A 16,127-nucleotide genomic window follows, 5' to 3' on the forward strand; every position below is an offset into this window, starting at 1 on the left:
GGGGCGCGTACCAGAATCACTATATAAGTGAGAGCCTATGAGTTTGGGACGGTCAAGCAAGTCTTGACAACACGCGGTTGTTCCCTCATAATCATTAGTTCTCTGCGGAGGGGTGCCCGAGTGGCTAAAGGGGGCAGACTGTAAATCTGTTGGCTTACGCCTACGTTGGTTCGAATCCAACCTCCTCCACCAGAATGCAAGCTGTAGCAGTAGTTGGGAACCCATAGATCCTTGCGGGTGTAGCTCAATGGTAGAGCAGAAGCCTTCCAAGCTTACGACGAGGGTTCGATTCCCTTCACCCGCTCCAGTGACAAAAAGTAGCGCCCATGTGGCTCAGTGGTAGAGCACTCCCTTGGTAAGGGAGAGGTCGGCAGTTCGATCCTGCCCATGGGCACCAGAAGTCTCGGTGATTGTTTGCGCGCGGCGCAACGTACGGAAAAATCCTCTTAGGAGTCGAAAATGGCCAAGGGTAAGTTTGAGCGGACCAAGCCGCACGTGAACGTCGGCACGATCGGTCACGTTGACCACGGCAAGACCACGCTGACGGCAGCGATCACGACGGTGCTGACCAAGAAGTTTGGCGGCGAAGCGAAGGCATACGACCAGATCGACGCGGCGCCGGAAGAAAAGGCACGTGGTATCACGATCAACACGGCGCACGTTGAGTATGAAACGGCGAACCGCCACTACGCACACGTCGACTGCCCGGGCCACGCTGACTATGTGAAGAACATGATCACGGGCGCAGCGCAGATGGACGGCGCGATCCTGGTGTGTTCGGCTGCAGACGGCCCGATGCCGCAAACGCGTGAGCACATCCTGCTGGCGCGTCAGGTTGGTGTGCCGTACATCATCGTGTTCCTGAACAAGTGCGACATGGTGGACGACGCCGAACTGCTGGAACTGGTGGAAATGGAAGTTCGCGAACTTCTGTCGAAGTACGACTTCCCGGGCGACGACACGCCGATCATCAAGGGTTCGGCCAAGCTGGCGCTGGAAGGCGACACGGGCGAGCTGGGCGAAGTGGCGATCATGAACCTGGCCGACGCGCTGGACACGTACATCCCGACGCCGGAGCGCGCAGTTGACGGTGCGTTCCTGATGCCGGTGGAAGACGTGTTCTCGATCTCGGGTCGCGGCACGGTGGTGACGGGTCGCGTGGAGCGCGGCGTGGTGAAGGTCGGCGAAGAAATCGAAATCGTGGGTATCAAGCCGACGGTGAAGACGACCTGCACGGGCGTGGAAATGTTCCGCAAGCTGCTGGATCAGGGCCAGGCCGGCGACAACGTGGGTATCCTGCTGCGCGGCACGAAGCGTGAAGACGTGGAGCGTGGCCAGGTTCTGGCGAAGCCGGGTTCGATCAACCCGCACACGCACTTCACGGCTGAAGTGTACGTGCTGAGCAAGGACGAAGGCGGCCGCCACACGCCGTTCTTCAACAACTACCGTCCGCAGTTCTACTTCCGTACGACGGACGTGACGGGCTCGATCGAGCTGCCGAAGGACAAGGAAATGGTGATGCCGGGCGACAACGTGTCGATCACGGTGAAGCTGATCAACCCGATCGCGATGGAAGAAGGTCTGCGCTTCGCCATCCGTGAAGGCGGCCGTACGGTCGGCGCCGGTGTCGTTGCCAAAATCCTCGAGTAACGCCAGATAGTTCTCGTTGATTAGTGGTTTCGGGGTTGGCGGTGTCGTCAACCCCAAAATGGTTTAGGGGCATAGCTCAACTGGCAGAGCGTCGGTCTCCAAAACCGAAGGTTGGGGGTTCGATTCCCTCTGCCCCTGCCAACTCTTTGCACCGATTGTGGTGCTTCGTTAAGGTGTTATGGCGAATCCTTCCGTCGAAACTGTAAATACATCCGGCGATAAGCTGATGCTCATCGCGGGCGTATTGCTGGTCTTGGCCGGGTTCGTGGGGTTCTTCTGGCTAAGTGGTCAGGAGTGGTACGTCCGCGGAGCTGCCTTGGCTGTTGGTGCGATAGCGGGTGTTGTAGTCGGTCTTCTCTCCGCGCCTGGCAAGGGTTTCATCGCTTTCGCCAAAGATTCTTACAAAGAAGTTCGCAAAGTTGTCTGGCCGACTCGCAAAGAAGCTACCCAGACGACACTAGTAGTGTTTGGCTTCGTGTTTGTCATGGCGATCTTTCTTTGGATTAGCGATAAATCCATTGAATGGACGATTTTCTCGGTGATTCTGGGTTGGAAATGATATGAGCGATACTCCGGCATCCCCGAGCGGCAAACGTTGGTATGTCGTGCACGCCTACTCCGGTATGGAGAAGAGCGTGCAACGTGCACTTCAAGAACGCATCGAACGTGCCGGCATGCAAGACCAGTTTGGTCAAATCCTCGTTCCGACTGAAGAAGTGGTCGAGGTGAAAGGCGGTCATAAATCTGTGACCGAGCGTCGTTTCTTCCCGGGTTACGTTCTCGTGGAAATGGAAATGACAGACGAAACGTGGCATCTCGTGAAGAACACGGCAAAGGTGACGGGTTTCGTGGGTGGTGCGCGTAACCGCCCGAGTCCGATTTCTCCTCGCGAAGTCGAAAAGATCATGTCGCAAATGCAGGAGGGCGTGGAAAAACCGCGTCCGAAGACCCTGTTCGAAGTTGGCGAGATGGTGCGAGTGAAAGACGGTCCGTTCACGGATTTCAACGGCAGCGTCGAAGAAGTGAACTACGAAAAATCACGTGTCCGTGTTTCCGTTACAATCTTCGGCCGCGCAACGCCGGTCGAGTTGGAATTCGGTCAAGTCGAGAAGTTGTAATCGAGAATTCTACGGAACGCACCAATCGGTGCGTTCCGTATTTCGCGCTTACGGTCCGCGTAACGGCCGTTGAGGAGCGTAAGTAGCTTGTTTCGGGGCGAAAGCGCGCTACTACTCACTGAATGCACGCATTTTCCATGCGGCGTTCCAAAGAGGTTTTCAACATGGCAAAGAAAATCATTGGCTTTATCAAGCTGCAGATTCCTGCAGGTAAAGCCAACCCGTCGCCGCCGGTCGGTCCGGCACTGGGCCAGCGTGGCCTGAACATCATGGAGTTCTGCAAGGCGTTCAACGCGCAGACTCAAGCTCTGGAACCGGGTCTGCCGATTCCGGTCGTGATCACCGCGTTCGCGGACAAGAGCTTCACGTTCGTTCTGAAGACGCCGCCGGCTACAGTTCTGATCAAGAAGGCAGCAAAGATCGATAAGGGTTCGAGCAAGCCGCACACCGACAAGGTCGGTAGCATTACGCGCGCTCAAGCCGAAGAAATCGCCAAGACCAAGATGCCCGATCTGACGGCAGCTGATCTGGACGCGGCAGTTCGTACGATCGCTGGTAGCGCCCGCTCGATGGGCATCACCGTGGAGGGCGTGTAAATGGCTAAGCTTTCAAAGCGTCTGCAGGCATTTGCAGCCAAGGTCGACAGTCAAAAGCTGTACGCGATCGACGAAGCTCTGTCGCTCGTGAAGGAATGCGCAAGCGCCAAGTTCGATGAGTCGATCGACGTCGCTGTGCAACTCGGCATCGATGCGAAGAAGTCGGATCAAGTCGTTCGCGGCTCCGTCGTTCTGCCCGCTGGTACCGGTAAGTCGGTCCGCGTTGCCGTGTTCGCGCAAGGCGAGAAGGCTGAGCAAGCTCGTGCAGCCGGCGCTGAAGTCGTCGGTATGGAAGACCTCGCTGAACAGGTCAAGGCTGGCAAGCTGGATTTCGATATCGTGATCGCTTCGCCGGACACGATGCGCGTTGTCGGTACGCTTGGCCAGATTCTCGGCCCGCGCGGCCTGATGCCGAACCCGAAGGTTGGCACGGTTACGCCGGACGTCGCGACTGCGGTCAAGAACGCCAAGGCTGGTCAAGTGCAATTCCGTGTCGACAAGGCCGGTATCATTCACGCAACCATTGGCCGTGCTTCGTTCGAGCCGACCGCGTTGCGTAGCAACCTGAACGCTCTGGTCGACGCGCTGCAAAAAGCGAAGCCGGCAACGAGCAAGGGTGTGTACCTGCGTAAGGTCGCGCTGTCGAGCACGATGGGCGTGGGTGTTCGCGTCGATCAAGCAACGATCGCTGCGCAGTAAGAAAATTTACCGCCTCGATGTGAGTCGGGGTGGTTTTATGGGCTTTGGGCGGTTGCGAGGTGGCAGTCTGCATCGAGCAACCGGTTGTCAAAGACCGTTGGCGGGCACGCAGCAGGTAGGCGGTCCCTTAATGTAAAGCCAACGCAGATGGCGAACCCGAAAAGGTTTTGTAGTGATGAAGCTGTTTGATACTCACAGCGATGTGGGTGCCGGATGGTCGAAATACTCCTGACTGGTCGGACGCCGTTATTGAACGCGGTACACAAGGCGCACGCTGCGTGTATCGAATCTGGAGGTTAACCGTGCCACTTAACAAAGAAAGCAAGCAGGCCGTCGTCGCTGAGGTTGCCGCGCAAGTCGCGAAAGCCCAGACCGTGGTTCTGGCTGAGTATCGTGGAATCGCGGTTGGCGATCTGACCAAGCTGCGCGCGAAAGCGCGTGAGCAACAGGTTTACCTTCGTGTGTTGAAAAACACGCTGGCGCGTCGCGCTGTCGAAGGTACCCCGTTTGCTCCGTTGGCAGAGCAGATGACCGGTCCCCTGATCTACGGCATCTCGGAAGATGCAATTGCTGCTGCCAAGGTCGTCAACGACTTCGGCAAAACCAATGACAAGTTGATCATCAAGGCTGGTTCCTACGAAGGCAAGGTGATGGACAAGGCTGGCGTGCAAGCGCTGGCAAACATCCCGAGCCGCGAAGAACTGCTCTCCAAGCTGTTGTACGTTATGCAAGCACCTGTTTCCGGCTTCGCGCGCGCTCTGGCCGCGCTGGCAGAAAAGAAACAAGGCGAAGAAACCGCTGCGTAATGCACTTCAGCCGAGCGTGATTGATCGCTGGCTGTATCCGAATTCAATTTAGGAGTATTTCAAATGGCAATCGCAAAAGAAGACATCCTCGAGGCAGTAAGCTCGATGTCGGTTCTGGAACTGAACGAACTGGTCAAGGCGTTCGAAGAAAAGTTTGGCGTGTCGGCAGCTGCTGTTGCAGTGGCAGGCCCGGCAGGCGGCGGCGCTGCAGCTGCTGCTGAAGAACAAACCGAATTCACGGTCAACCTGACGGAAGTCGGCGCGAACAAGGTTTCGGTCATTAAGGCTGTTCGTGAACTGACGGGTCTCGGCCTGAAGGAAGCGAAGGACCTGGTCGACGGCGCACCGAAGCCTGTTAAGGAAGCGGTACCGAAGGCTGCTGCTGAAGAAGCCAAGAAGAAGCTGGAAGAAGCCGGCGCGAAGGCTGAAATCAAGTAAGTTTCAGCGCGCTGTGCGAAGGCTGGCGGTTTTCCACCGCCGGCCTTTTTGTGCTTTGTGGGGGACACGTTTTTGCCTCGTCGTTTCGGCAAGAACGTAGCTCCCAGAAGCCAAAGAAAACCGCCTATCGGAAATCTTGACCGGCGTTTCTCTTTGTCTTCTGAAGCGACTGCAGAAGGCAAGTTTGGTCGGGTAGCGGGCAACATAGGCATCCGCTGCCGTCAGCCAGCGGTTGGTAGCGGCCAACCACCAAGCTTCTAGGCTCGTTCAAGCCATCGGACGGCCATCGGGTCTCAGTCGGTGAACACTCGGGTTGTCTCATCAAGGTATCCTGCCTCGACAACAATGCCCGCCGTGATTCGGAGATCGTATGCAATATTCCTTCACCGAGAAGAAGCGTATTCGCAAGAGTTTTGCGAAGCGCCCCATCGTTCACCAAGTACCTTTCCTGCTGGCTACCCAGCTTGAATCATTCAGCACTTTTCTGCAAGCCGAGACGTCTTCGACGCAACGCAAGCCGGAAGGGCTGCAAGCAGCATTTACCTCTGTTTTTCCGATCGTTTCGCACAACGGTTTCGCGCGTCTCGAGTTCGTCAGCTACATGCTGTCGCCGCCGGCATTCAACATCAAGGAATGTCAGCAGCGCGGTTTGACGTACTGCTCGGCCCTGCGCGCCAAAGTGCGCCTGGTGCTGCTCGACAAGGAATCGCCGAGCAAGCCGGTCGTCAAGGAAGTGAAGGAACAGGAAGTGTACATGGGCGAAATTCCGCTCATGACGCCGACCGGTTCGTTCGTGATCAACGGTACGGAACGTGTGATCGTTTCGCAGCTGCATCGCTCGCCGGGCGTGTTCTTCGAACACGACAAGGGCAAGACGCACAGCTCGGGCAAGCTCCTGTTCTCGGCTCGTATCATTCCTTACCGCGGCTCGTGGCTCGACTTCGAATTCGATCCGAAGGACGTGCTGTACTTCCGCGTCGACCGTCGCCGCAAAATGCCGGTCACGATCCTGCTGAAGGCAATCGGCCTGACGCCGGAACAGATCCTCGCAAACTTCTTCGTGTTCGACAATTTCACGCTGATGCCGGAAGGCGCGCAGATGGAATTCGTGCCGGAGCGTCTGCGTGGCGAAGTCGCGCGCTTCGACATCACGGACCGTGACGGCAACGTGATCGTCCAGAAGGACAAGCGGATCAACGCGAAGCATATTCGCGATCTCGACAACGCGAAGACCAAGTTCATCTCGGTTCCGGAAGACTATCTGCTCGGCCGCGTGCTGGCGAAGAACGTCGTCGACGGCGATACCGGCGAAGTCATCGCGAACGCGAACGACGAAATCACCGAAACCGTCCTCGAAAAGCTGCGCGAAGCGAAGATCAAGGACATCCAGACGCTCTACACGAACGATCTGGATCAGGGTCCGTACATCTCGTCGACGCTGCGTATCGACGAAACCGCCGACAAGATGGCCGCTCGCATCGCGATCTACCGCATGATGCGTCCGGGCGAACCGCCGACCGAAGAAGCGGTCGAGGCGCTGTTCAACCGTCTGTTCTATAGCGAAGACGCTTACGACCTGTCCAAGGTGGGTCGTATGAAGTTCAATCGTCGCGTGGGTCGCGACGAGATCATCGGACCGATGACGCTGCAAGACGACGACATCCTCGCCACGATCAAGATTCTGGTCGAGCTGCGTAACGGCAAGGGCGAAGTGGACGACATCGACCACTTGGGCAATCGTCGTGTGCGTTGTGTCGGCGAACTGGCGGAAAACCAGTTCCGCGCAGGTCTCGTGCGTGTCGAACGTGCTGTGAAGGAACGCCTCGGCCAGGCCGAAAGCGAAAACCTGATGCCGCACGACCTGATCAACTCGAAGCCGATTTCGTCGGCGATTCGCGAGTTCTTCGGTTCGTCGCAGTTGTCGCAGTTCATGGACCAAACGAACCCGCTGTCGGAAATCACCCACAAGCGCCGTGTTTCGGCTCTTGGCCCGGGCGGTTTGACGCGTGAGCGCGCCGGCTTTGAAGTTCGCGACGTGCACCCGACCCACTATGGCCGTGTGTGTCCGATTGAAACGCCGGAAGGTCCGAACATCGGCCTGATCAACTCGCTGGCTCTGTACGCGCACCTGAACGAATACGGCTTCCTCGAAACGCCGTACCGCAAGGTCGTAGACAGCAAGGTGACCGATCAGATCGACTATCTGTCGGCGATCGAAGAAGGCCGTTACGTAATCGCTCAGGCGAACGCGGCGGTGGCTGCCGACGGCTCGCTGACCGACGAACTGGTGTCGTCGCGTGAAGCAGGCGAAACGCTGATGGTTACGCCGGACCGCATCCAGTACATGGACGTGGCGCCGTCGCAGATCGTGTCGGTGGCAGCTTCGCTGATTCCGTTCCTCGAGCACGATGACGCGAACCGCGCATTGATGGGTTCGAACATGCAGCGTCAGGCTGTGCCGTGTCTGCGTCCTGAAAAGGCCGTGGTCGGTACGGGTATCGAACGCACGGTGGCAGTCGACTCGGGTACGACGGTTCAGGCATTCCGCGGCGGTGTAGTCGATTACGTCGACGCCGGCCGTATGGTGATTCGCGTGAACGACGATGAAGCCGTTGCTGGCGACGTCGGCGTGGACATCTACAACCTGATCAAGTACACGCGTTCGAACCAGAACACGAACATCAACCAGCGCCCGATCGTGAAGGTCGGCGATATCGTGTCGCGTGGCGACGTGCTGGCTGACGGTGCATCGACCGACCTCGGCGAACTGGCTCTCGGCCAGAACATGCTGGTGGCGTTCATGCCGTGGAACGGCTACAACTTCGAAGACTCGATCTTGATCTCGGAGAAGGTGGTTGCCGACGACCGTTATACGTCGATTCACATCGAAGAACTGAACGTCGTAGCTCGCGATACGAAGCTCGGACCGGAAGAAATCACGCGCGACATCTCGAACCTGGCTGAAGTGCAACTCGGCCGTCTCGACGAGTCGGGCATCGTCTACATCGGCGCTGAAGTCGAAGCGGGCGACGTGCTGGTCGGTAAGGTCACGCCGAAGGGCGAAACCCAGCTGACGCCGGAAGAAAAGCTGCTGCGCGCGATCTTCGGCGAAAAGGCCTCGGACGTGAAGGACACGTCGCTGCGCGTGCCGTCGGGCATGAGCGGCACCGTGATCGACGTGCAAGTGTTCACGCGTGAAGGCATTCAGCGCGACAAGCGTGCGCAACAGATCATCGACGATGAACTGAAGCGTTATCGCCTCGACCTGAACGACCAGCTGCGTATCGTGGAAGGCGACGCGTTCCAGCGTCTCGCACGTATGCTGACCGGCAAGGTCGCGAACGGCGGTCCGAAGAAGCTCGCGAAGGGTACGAAGATCGAACAGGCTTACCTGGAAGATCTGGACCACTACCACTGGTTCGACATCCGCCTCGCGGACGAAGAAGCAGCGGCACAGCTCGAAGCGATCAAGGACTCGATCGAACAGAAGCGTCACCAGTTCGATCTGGCGTTCGAAGAAAAGCGCAAGAAGCTCACGCAAGGCGACGAACTGCCGCCGGGCGTGCTGAAGATGGTCAAGGTGTATCTGGCAGTCAAGCGTCGTCTGCAGCCTGGCGACAAGATGGCCGGCCGTCACGGTAACAAGGGTGTGGTGTCGAAGATCGTTCCGATCGAAGACATGCCGTACATGGCCGACGGCCGTCCGGCTGACGTCGTTCTGAACCCGCTCGGCGTGCCGTCGCGGATGAACGTGGGTCAGGTTCTCGAAGTGCATCTGGGTTGGGCCGCGAAGGGTCTGGGCTGGCGTATTGCAGAAATGCTGCAGCGTCAGGCGAAGATCGCTGAACTGCGCGAATTCCTGACCAAGATCTACAACGAGTCGGGCCGCGCCGAAGAGCTGGACAGCTTCACCGACGACGAAATCGTCGAACTGGCGAAGAACCTGCGCGAAGGCGTTCCGTTTGCCACGCCGGTGTTCGACGGTGCGACGGAAGAAGAAATGTCGCGCGCGCTGGATCTGGCATTCCCGGACGACATCGCGAAGAACCTCGGCATGACGCCGTCGAAGAATCAGGTGCGTCTGTACGACGGCCGCACGGGCGAAATGTTCGAACGTACGGTGACGGTCGGCTACATGCACTACCTGAAACTGCACCACCTGGTCGACGACAAGATGCACGCGCGTTCCACGGGCCCGTACTCGCTCGTCACGCAGCAGCCGTTGGGCGGTAAGGCGCAGTTCGGTGGCCAGCGTTTCGGTGAAATGGAAGTGTGGGCGCTCGAAGCGTACGGCGCATCGTACGTGCTGCAGGAAATGCTGACGGTGAAGTCGGACGACGTGACCGGCCGGACCAAGGTTTATGAAAACCTGGTCAAGGGCGATCACGTGATCGATGCAGGCATGCCGGAATCCTTCAACGTGTTGGTGAAGGAAATCCGCTCGCTCGGTATCGACATCGACCTCGACCGCAACTAATCGGACTACGGAGAGAAAGCAATGAAAGCTCTGCTCGATCTATTCAAGCAAGTCCAACAGCCTGAAGTTTTTGACGCGATCAAGATCGGTCTGGCTTCGCCAGACAAGATCCGTTCGTGGTCGTTCGGTGAAGTCAAGAAGCCGGAAACCATCAACTACCGGACGTTCAAGCCGGAACGCGATGGTTTGTTCTGCGCGAAGATTTTCGGGCCGATCAAAGACTACGAATGCCTTTGCGGCAAGTACAAGCGCCTGAAGCACCGTGGCGTGATCTGCGAGAAGTGCGGCGTTGAAGTCACGCTGGCGAAGGTGCGTCGCGAACGCATGGGCCATATCGAACTGGCATCGCCGGTTGCGCACATCTGGTTCCTGAAGTCGCTGCCGTCTCGTCTGGGCATGGTGCTCGACATGACGCTGCGCGACATCGAACGCGTGCTGTACTTCGAAGCCTATGTGGTGATCGATCCGGGCATGACGCCGCTGAAAGCGCGGCAGATCATGACCGAAGAGGATTACTACAACAAGGTCGAAGAGTACGGTGACGAATTCCGTGCCGAGATGGGCGCGGAAGGCGTTCGCGAACTGCTGCGCGCGATCAACATCGACGAACAGGTCGAAATGCTCCGTACCGAACTCAAGAACACGGGTTCGGAAGCGAAGATCAAGAAGTACGCGAAGCGCCTGAAGGTGCTCGAGGCTTTCCAGCGTTCGGGCATCAAGCCTGACTGGATGGTGCTCGAAGTGCTGCCGGTGCTGCCGCCGGAACTGCGTCCGCTGGTGCCGCTGGACGGCGGCCGTTTCGCGACGTCGGACCTGAACGACCTGTATCGCCGCGTGATCAACCGTAACAACCGGTTGAAGCGTCTGCTCGAACTGAAGGCGCCTGAAATCATCGTCCGCAACGAAAAGCGGATGCTGCAGGAAGCCGTCGATTCGCTGCTCGACAACGGTCGTCGCGGTAAGGCCATGACCGGTGCGAACAAGCGTCCGCTGAAGTCGCTCGCTGACATGATCAAGGGTAAAGGCGGTCGTTTCCGTCAGAACTTGCTCGGTAAGCGCGTGGACTACTCGGGCCGTTCGGTGATCGTGGTCGGCCCGACGCTCAAGCTGCATCAGTGCGGCCTGCCGAAGCTGATGGCGCTCGAACTGTTCAAGCCGTTCATCTTCAACAAGCTCGAAGTGATGGGTGTCGCTACCACCATCAAGGCTGCGAAGAAGGAAGTCGAGAACCAGACGCCGGTGGTGTGGGACATCCTCGAAGAGGTGATCCGCGAACATCCGGTCATGCTGAACCGTGCGCCGACGCTTCACCGTCTTGGCATTCAGGCTTTCGAGCCGGTGCTGATCGAAGGTAAGGCAATCCAGTTGCACCCGCTCGTTTGCGCGGCGTTCAACGCCGACTTCGACGGTGACCAGATGGCTGTTCACGTGCCGCTGTCGCTCGAAGCGCAGATGGAAGCGCGCACGCTGATGCTGGCGTCGAACAACGTCCTGTTCCCGGCCAACGGCGATCCGTCGATCGTGCCGTCGCAGGATATCGTGCTCGGTCTGTACTACGCGACCCGTGAAGCTGTGAACGCGAAGGGCGAAGGCCTGACGTTCACCGGCGTTTCGGAAGCGCTGCGTGCGTACGAGAACAAGGAAGTCGAGCTCGCCTCGCGCGTCAACGTGCGGATCACCGAAATGGTCCACAACGAAGACAAGTCGGAAGGTGCGCCGGCATTCGTGCCGAAGATCTCGCTGTACGCGACCACCGTGGGCCGCGCAATCCTGTCGGAAATCCTTCCGCCGGGCCTGCCGTTCTCGGTGCTGAACAAGCCGCTGAAGAAGAAGGAAATCTCGCGCCTCATCAACACCGCATTCCGCAAGTGCGGTCTGCGCGAAACGGTGATTTTCGCCGACCAGTTGATGCAGTCGGGTTTCCGTCTGGCCACGCGCGCTGGTATCTCGATCTGCGTCGACGACATGCTCGTGCCGCCGCAGAAGGAAACCATCGTCGGCGACGCCGCGAAGAAGGTGAAGGAATACGACCGTCAGTACATGTCGGGTCTCGTCACGTCGCAAGAGCGCTACAACAACGTGGTCGACATCTGGTCGGCAACGTCGGAAGCGGTCGGCAAGGCGATGATGGAACAACTGTCGACGGAACCGGTCACGGATCGCGACGGCAACGAAACGCGTCAGGAATCGTTCAACTCCATCTACATGATGGCGGACTCGGGTGCTCGTGGTTCCGCAGTTCAGATTCGTCAGCTGGCCGGTATGCGTGGCCTGATGGCGAAGCCGGACGGCTCGATCATCGAAACGCCGATTACGGCGAACTTCCGTGAAGGCCTGAACGTGTTGCAGTACTTCATCTCGACCCACGGTGCACGTAAGGGTCTGGCTGATACGGCACTGAAGACGGCTAACTCGGGTTACCTGACCCGTCGTCTGGTCGACGTGACGCAGGATCTCGTGGTGGTCGAGGACGATTGCGGTACATCCAACGGCGTCGCGATGAAGGCGTTGGTCGAAGGCGGTGAAGTCGTCGAAGCGCTGCGTGACCGTATTCTCGGTCGCGTGACGGTGGCAGACGTCGTCAATCCGGAATCGCAGGAAACGCTGTACGAAACGGGCACGTTGCTCGACGAAGACGCGGTCGAAGAAATCGAACGCCTCGGCATCGACGAAGTGCGCGTACGTACGCCGCTGACTTGCGAAACGCGTTACGGTCTGTGCGCAGCCTGCTACGGCCGCGATCTGGGCCGCGGCTCGTCGGTCAACGTCGGCGAAGCAGTGGGCGTGATCGCTGCTCAGTCGATCGGTGAACCGGGCACGCAGCTCACGATGCGTACGTTCCACATCGGTGGTGCGGCATCGCGTGCGGCAGTGGCTTCGTCGGTTGAAGCGAAGTCGAACGGTACGGTGCGTTTCACGGCAACGATGCGTTACGTCACCAACGCGAAGGGCGAGCAGATCGTCATCTCGCGTTCCGGCGAAGCGATGATCACCGACGACCACGGCCGCGAGCGCGAACGTCACAAGGTGCCGTACGGCGCGACGCTGTTGCAACTGGACGGCGCGCAGATCAAGGCCGGCACGCAACTGGCGACGTGGGATCCGATGACGCGTCCGATCATCACCGAGTGGGGCGGTACGGTGAAGTTCGAAAACGTCGAAGAAGGCGTGACGGTTGCGAAGCAGATCGACGACGTGACGGGTCTTTCGACGCTGGTCGTGATCGACGTGAAGCGTCGTGGTTCGCAAGCTTCGAAGACGGTGCGTCCGCAGGTCAAGCTGCTCGACGCGAACGGCGAAGAAGTCAAGATCCCGAACACCGAGCATTCGGTGCAGATCGGCTTCCAGGTCGGCGCTCTGATCACCGTGAAGGACGGTCAGCAAGTGCAGGTCGGTGAAGTGCTCGCACGTATCCCGGTTGAATCGCAGAAAACGCGTGACATTACCGGTGGTCTGCCGCGGGTGGCGGAACTGTTCGAAGCTCGCTCGCCGAAAGACGCCGGCATTCTCGCGGAAGTCACGGGCACGACGTCGTTCGGTAAGGACACGAAGGGCAAGCAGCGTCTCGTTATCACGGACCTCGAAGGCAATCAGCACGAGTTCCTGATCGCGAAGGAAAAGCAGGTTCTGGTGCACGATGGTCAGGTCGTCAACAAGGGCGAAATGATTGTCGACGGTCCGGCCGATCCGCACGACATCTTGCGTCTGCAAGGTATCGAAGCGCTGTCGCGTTATATCGTGGACGAAGTGCAGGACGTGTACCGTCTGCAAGGCGTGAAGATCAACGACAAGCACATTGAAGTGATTGTTCGTCAGATGCTGCGCCGCGTGCAGATTACGGACAACGGCGATACGCGTTTCATCCCGGGCGAACAGGTCGAGCGGTCGGATATGCTCGACGAGAACGACCGTATGATCGCGGAAGACAAGCGTCCGGCAACATACGAAAACGTGTTGCTCGGTATCACGAAGGCCTCGTTGTCGACCGATTCGTTCATCTCGGCGGCGTCGTTCCAGGAAACGACCCGCGTGCTGACCGAAGCGGCGATCATGGGCAAGCGCGACGACCTGCGCGGTCTGAAGGAAAACGTGATCGTCGGCCGTCTGATTCCGGCCGGTACGGGTCTCGCGTTCCACAAGGCACGCAAGAGCAAGGAACTGTCCGACCGCGAGCGTTTCGATCAGATCGCAGCGGAAGAGTCGTTCGAATTCGGTACGCCGGAAACCCCGGCCGCCGAACAGCAGCACTCAGGCGAGTAAGCTCAGGTCAGTAAGTCCGGGCGGCGCAAGCCGCTTCGGGCTTCAGCCAGCGAAGCCGCTCAGTTTCGACTGAGCGGTTTTTTTTTGTCCCACGCACCGTGGGCATTCTTTTCTGCGCGTTTTTTGTCGATTCGTCGGTCGAACGGCTAACGTTGTCGCAAAGCGCGGGCGCAACACGAATGCGTTGGTAAAATTCGTGTCACCGGCATCACGCTGCTTCTCTCAAATTCATGTCCCGTCCGCTCGAAATCCTCAACGAAGTCTTCGGTTACCCCGCGTTCAGAGGACAGCAGGGCGAAATTGTCGACCACGTCGCCGGCGGTGGCGATTGCCTCGTGCTGATGCCAACGGGTGGCGGCAAATCGCTGTGTTATCAGATTCCGTCGCTGGTGCGGCGCGAAGGCGGCTTCGGCACCGGCATCGTCGTTTCGCCGCTGATTGCGTTGATGCAGGACCAGGTCGCGGCGCTCACCGAAGTGGGTGTCCGCGCGGCCTATCTGAACTCCACCTTGTCGAGCGCGGAAGCCATGGCCACCGAGCGGGCATTGCGTGAAGGCGAAATCGACTTGCTGTATGTGGCGCCGGAACGGCTGATGACTGCCCGTTTCCAGGAGTTGCTCGAGCGCACGCGCATCGGTCTGTTTGCGATTGACGAAGCGCACTGCGTGTCGCAATGGGGACACGACTTCCGGCCCGAGTACATTCAGCTCTCAGTGCTGCATGAGCGCTTCCCGAATGTGCCGCGGATTGCGCTCACGGCCACCGCCGACGCGATTACGCGCGACGAAATCATCCATCGTCTGGCGCTCGACGATGCGCGTATCTTCGTCTCGAGTTTCGATCGGCCGAACATTCGCTATCGCATCGTCGAAAAGGACAATGCGCGTACGCAGTTGCTGGACTTCATTCGCGCCGAGCATTCGAGGCCGGACGGCACGACCGACGCCGGCGTGGTGTATTGCCTGTCGCGTCGCAAGGTCGAAGAGACCGCGGAGTGGCTCAAGGAAAAGGGCATGCGTGCGCTGCCGTATCACGCCGGCATGGAATTCGAAATCCGCCAGAAGCATCAGGAGATGTTTCAGCGCGAAGAAGGCATTGTGATGTGCGCGACGATCGCCTTTGGCATGGGAATCGACAAGCCGGACGTGCGTTTCGTCGCTCACCTCGATTTGCCAAAGAGCGTGGAGGGCTACTACCAGGAAACCGGCCGCGCGGGCCGCGACGGCATGCCGGCAAATGCGTGGATGGCCTACGGTCTTGGCGACGTCGTGCAACAGCGCAAGATGATCGACGAATCCGACGCCGACGATGCGCACAAACGCGTGCAGACGGGCAAGCTCGACGCACTGCTTGGCCTGTGCGAAGCCGCGACCTGTCGCCGCGTACGGTTGCTCGCGTATTTCGGTGAGTCGAGCAAGCCCTGCGGCAACTGCGACAACTGTCTCGAACCGCCGGATACGTGGGACGCGACACGCGAAGCGCAGATGGCGCTGTCCTGCGTGTTCCGCGCCCAACGCGCGAGTGGTTTCCACTTCGGCGCCGGCCACCTGATCGATATTCTTCGTGGCAATCGCAGCGAGAAGATCATGCAACGTGGTCACGAGAAACTCACCACTTTCGGTATCGGCGCGGCGTTGGGTGAACCGGAATGGCGCGCGATCTTCCGTCAACTCGTCGCGTTCGGCTACCTCACGGTCGATCACGAGGGCTTCGGTTCGCTGGTGCTGACCGAGGCGGCGAAAGCGGTGCTCAAGAGCGAGCAGAACGTCACGATGCGTCGCTATGTGAAGCCGACGCGTACGCGGCAATCGTCCGGTCGCACCAGCGAGCGCGCCGATCCGACGATCGGCATGGGCCCACGCGAACGCGCGCGCTGGGAGCGCCTGCGCGCATGGCGTACGGATACGGCGAAAAGCGACGGGGTGCCGGCGTACGTCATCTTCCACGACGCGACGTTGGCGGAAATTGCACGCAACGCCCCGGATTCAATCGAGGATCTGCGAGGCATTCCCGGCATGGGCGCGCGCAAGCTGGACCGTTTCGGCGACGAATTGCTGGAAGTTGTCTCAGCCGATTGAGGTCG

General features: G+C 59.0%; 10 protein-coding genes and 4 tRNA genes. All 14 read left to right on the plus strand.

Features of this window, described 5'->3' with window-relative positions:
- Positions 1-106: 106 nt before the first annotated feature.
- The 14 genes from PQQ51_RS17265 to recQ all read left to right on the plus strand — a co-directional run bounded on the left by PQQ51_RS17265 (position 107) and on the right by recQ (position 16,122).
- A tRNA-Tyr gene (locus PQQ51_RS17265) sits at positions 107-192 on the plus strand.
- Positions 193-233: 41 nt separating this feature from the next.
- A tRNA-Gly gene (locus PQQ51_RS17270) sits at positions 234-307 on the plus strand.
- A gap of 15 nt (positions 308-322) precedes the next feature.
- Positions 323-397: transfer RNA gene (locus tag PQQ51_RS17275), tRNA-Thr, on the plus strand.
- A gap of 62 nt (positions 398-459) precedes the next feature.
- Entirely contained in the window at positions 460-1,650 is a 1,191-nt protein-coding gene (gene tuf, locus PQQ51_RS17280) for an elongation factor Tu (RefSeq protein ID WP_063497539.1), read from the plus strand.
- A 65-nt stretch (positions 1,651-1,715) separates the two neighbouring features.
- A tRNA-Trp gene (locus tag PQQ51_RS17285) sits at positions 1,716-1,791 on the plus strand.
- A gap of 37 nt (positions 1,792-1,828) precedes the next feature.
- Entirely contained in the window at positions 1,829-2,209 is a 381-nt protein-coding gene (gene secE, locus PQQ51_RS17290) for a preprotein translocase subunit SecE (protein WP_408498028.1), read from the plus strand.
- A 1-nt stretch (position 2,210) separates the two neighbouring features.
- The gene (gene nusG, locus PQQ51_RS17295; protein WP_007180147.1) at positions 2,211-2,768 is read left to right on the plus strand and encodes a transcription termination/antitermination protein NusG; all 558 of its coding nucleotides are present in this window, start codon (positions 2,211-2,213) and stop codon (positions 2,766-2,768) included.
- Between the two features lie 164 nt (positions 2,769-2,932).
- Positions 2,933-3,364: a 50S ribosomal protein L11 gene (gene rplK, locus PQQ51_RS17300; protein ID WP_408498163.1), complete on the plus strand. Its 432-nt coding sequence runs from the start codon at positions 2,933-2,935 to the stop codon at positions 3,362-3,364.
- Complete coding sequence (gene rplA / locus PQQ51_RS17305) at positions 3,365-4,063, plus strand: 50S ribosomal protein L1 (RefSeq protein WP_408498030.1); 699 nt, start codon at positions 3,365-3,367, stop codon at positions 4,061-4,063. It abuts the gene before it with no gap.
- 302 nt (positions 4,064-4,365) lie between these two features.
- Positions 4,366-4,869: a 50S ribosomal protein L10 gene (rplJ, locus tag PQQ51_RS17310; protein WP_007180144.1), complete on the plus strand. Its 504-nt coding sequence runs from the start codon at positions 4,366-4,368 to the stop codon at positions 4,867-4,869.
- A gap of 63 nt (positions 4,870-4,932) precedes the next feature.
- On the plus strand, positions 4,933-5,307 hold the full coding sequence (rplL, locus tag PQQ51_RS17315; RefSeq protein WP_062129471.1) for a 50S ribosomal protein L7/L12: 375 nt from the start codon (positions 4,933-4,935) through the stop codon (positions 5,305-5,307).
- 370 nt (positions 5,308-5,677) lie between these two features.
- Positions 5,678-9,784 (plus strand): DNA-directed RNA polymerase subunit beta, encoded by a 4,107-nt coding sequence (gene rpoB / locus PQQ51_RS17320; protein ID WP_408498031.1) that lies wholly within the window; start codon positions 5,678-5,680, stop codon positions 9,782-9,784.
- A gap of 21 nt (positions 9,785-9,805) precedes the next feature.
- Positions 9,806-14,044, plus strand: coding sequence for a DNA-directed RNA polymerase subunit beta' (gene rpoC / locus PQQ51_RS17325; RefSeq protein ID WP_408498032.1), 4,239 nt, complete (start codon positions 9,806-9,808; stop codon positions 14,042-14,044).
- 230 nt (positions 14,045-14,274) lie between these two features.
- Entirely contained in the window at positions 14,275-16,122 is a 1,848-nt protein-coding gene (recQ, locus tag PQQ51_RS17330) for a DNA helicase RecQ (protein ID WP_408498033.1), read from the plus strand.
- The last annotated feature ends 5 nt before the right edge of the window (positions 16,123-16,127 follow it).

This window comes from Paraburkholderia xenovorans (assembly GCF_046030735.1).
Classification (GTDB): domain Bacteria; phylum Pseudomonadota; class Gammaproteobacteria; order Burkholderiales; family Burkholderiaceae; genus Paraburkholderia; species Paraburkholderia xenovorans_A.

Coding starts and splice junctions, on each gene's coding strand:
- rplA (WP_408498030.1), top strand. CDS start 3,365: ATGGCTAAGCTTTCAAAGCGTCTGCAGGCATTTGCAGCCAAGGTCGAC.
- rpoB (WP_408498031.1), top strand. CDS start 5,678: ATGCAATATTCCTTCACCGAGAAGAAGCGTATTCGCAAGAGTTTTGCG.
- tuf (WP_063497539.1), top strand. CDS start 460: ATGGCCAAGGGTAAGTTTGAGCGGACCAAGCCGCACGTGAACGTCGGC.
- rpoC (WP_408498032.1), top strand. CDS start 9,806: ATGAAAGCTCTGCTCGATCTATTCAAGCAAGTCCAACAGCCTGAAGTT.
- rplK (WP_408498163.1), top strand. CDS start 2,933: ATGGCAAAGAAAATCATTGGCTTTATCAAGCTGCAGATTCCTGCAGGT.
- nusG (WP_007180147.1), top strand. CDS start 2,211: ATGAGCGATACTCCGGCATCCCCGAGCGGCAAACGTTGGTATGTCGTG.
- rplL (WP_062129471.1), top strand. CDS start 4,933: ATGGCAATCGCAAAAGAAGACATCCTCGAGGCAGTAAGCTCGATGTCG.
- recQ (WP_408498033.1), top strand. CDS start 14,275: ATGTCCCGTCCGCTCGAAATCCTCAACGAAGTCTTCGGTTACCCCGCG.
- secE (WP_408498028.1), top strand. CDS start 1,829: ATGGCGAATCCTTCCGTCGAAACTGTAAATACATCCGGCGATAAGCTG.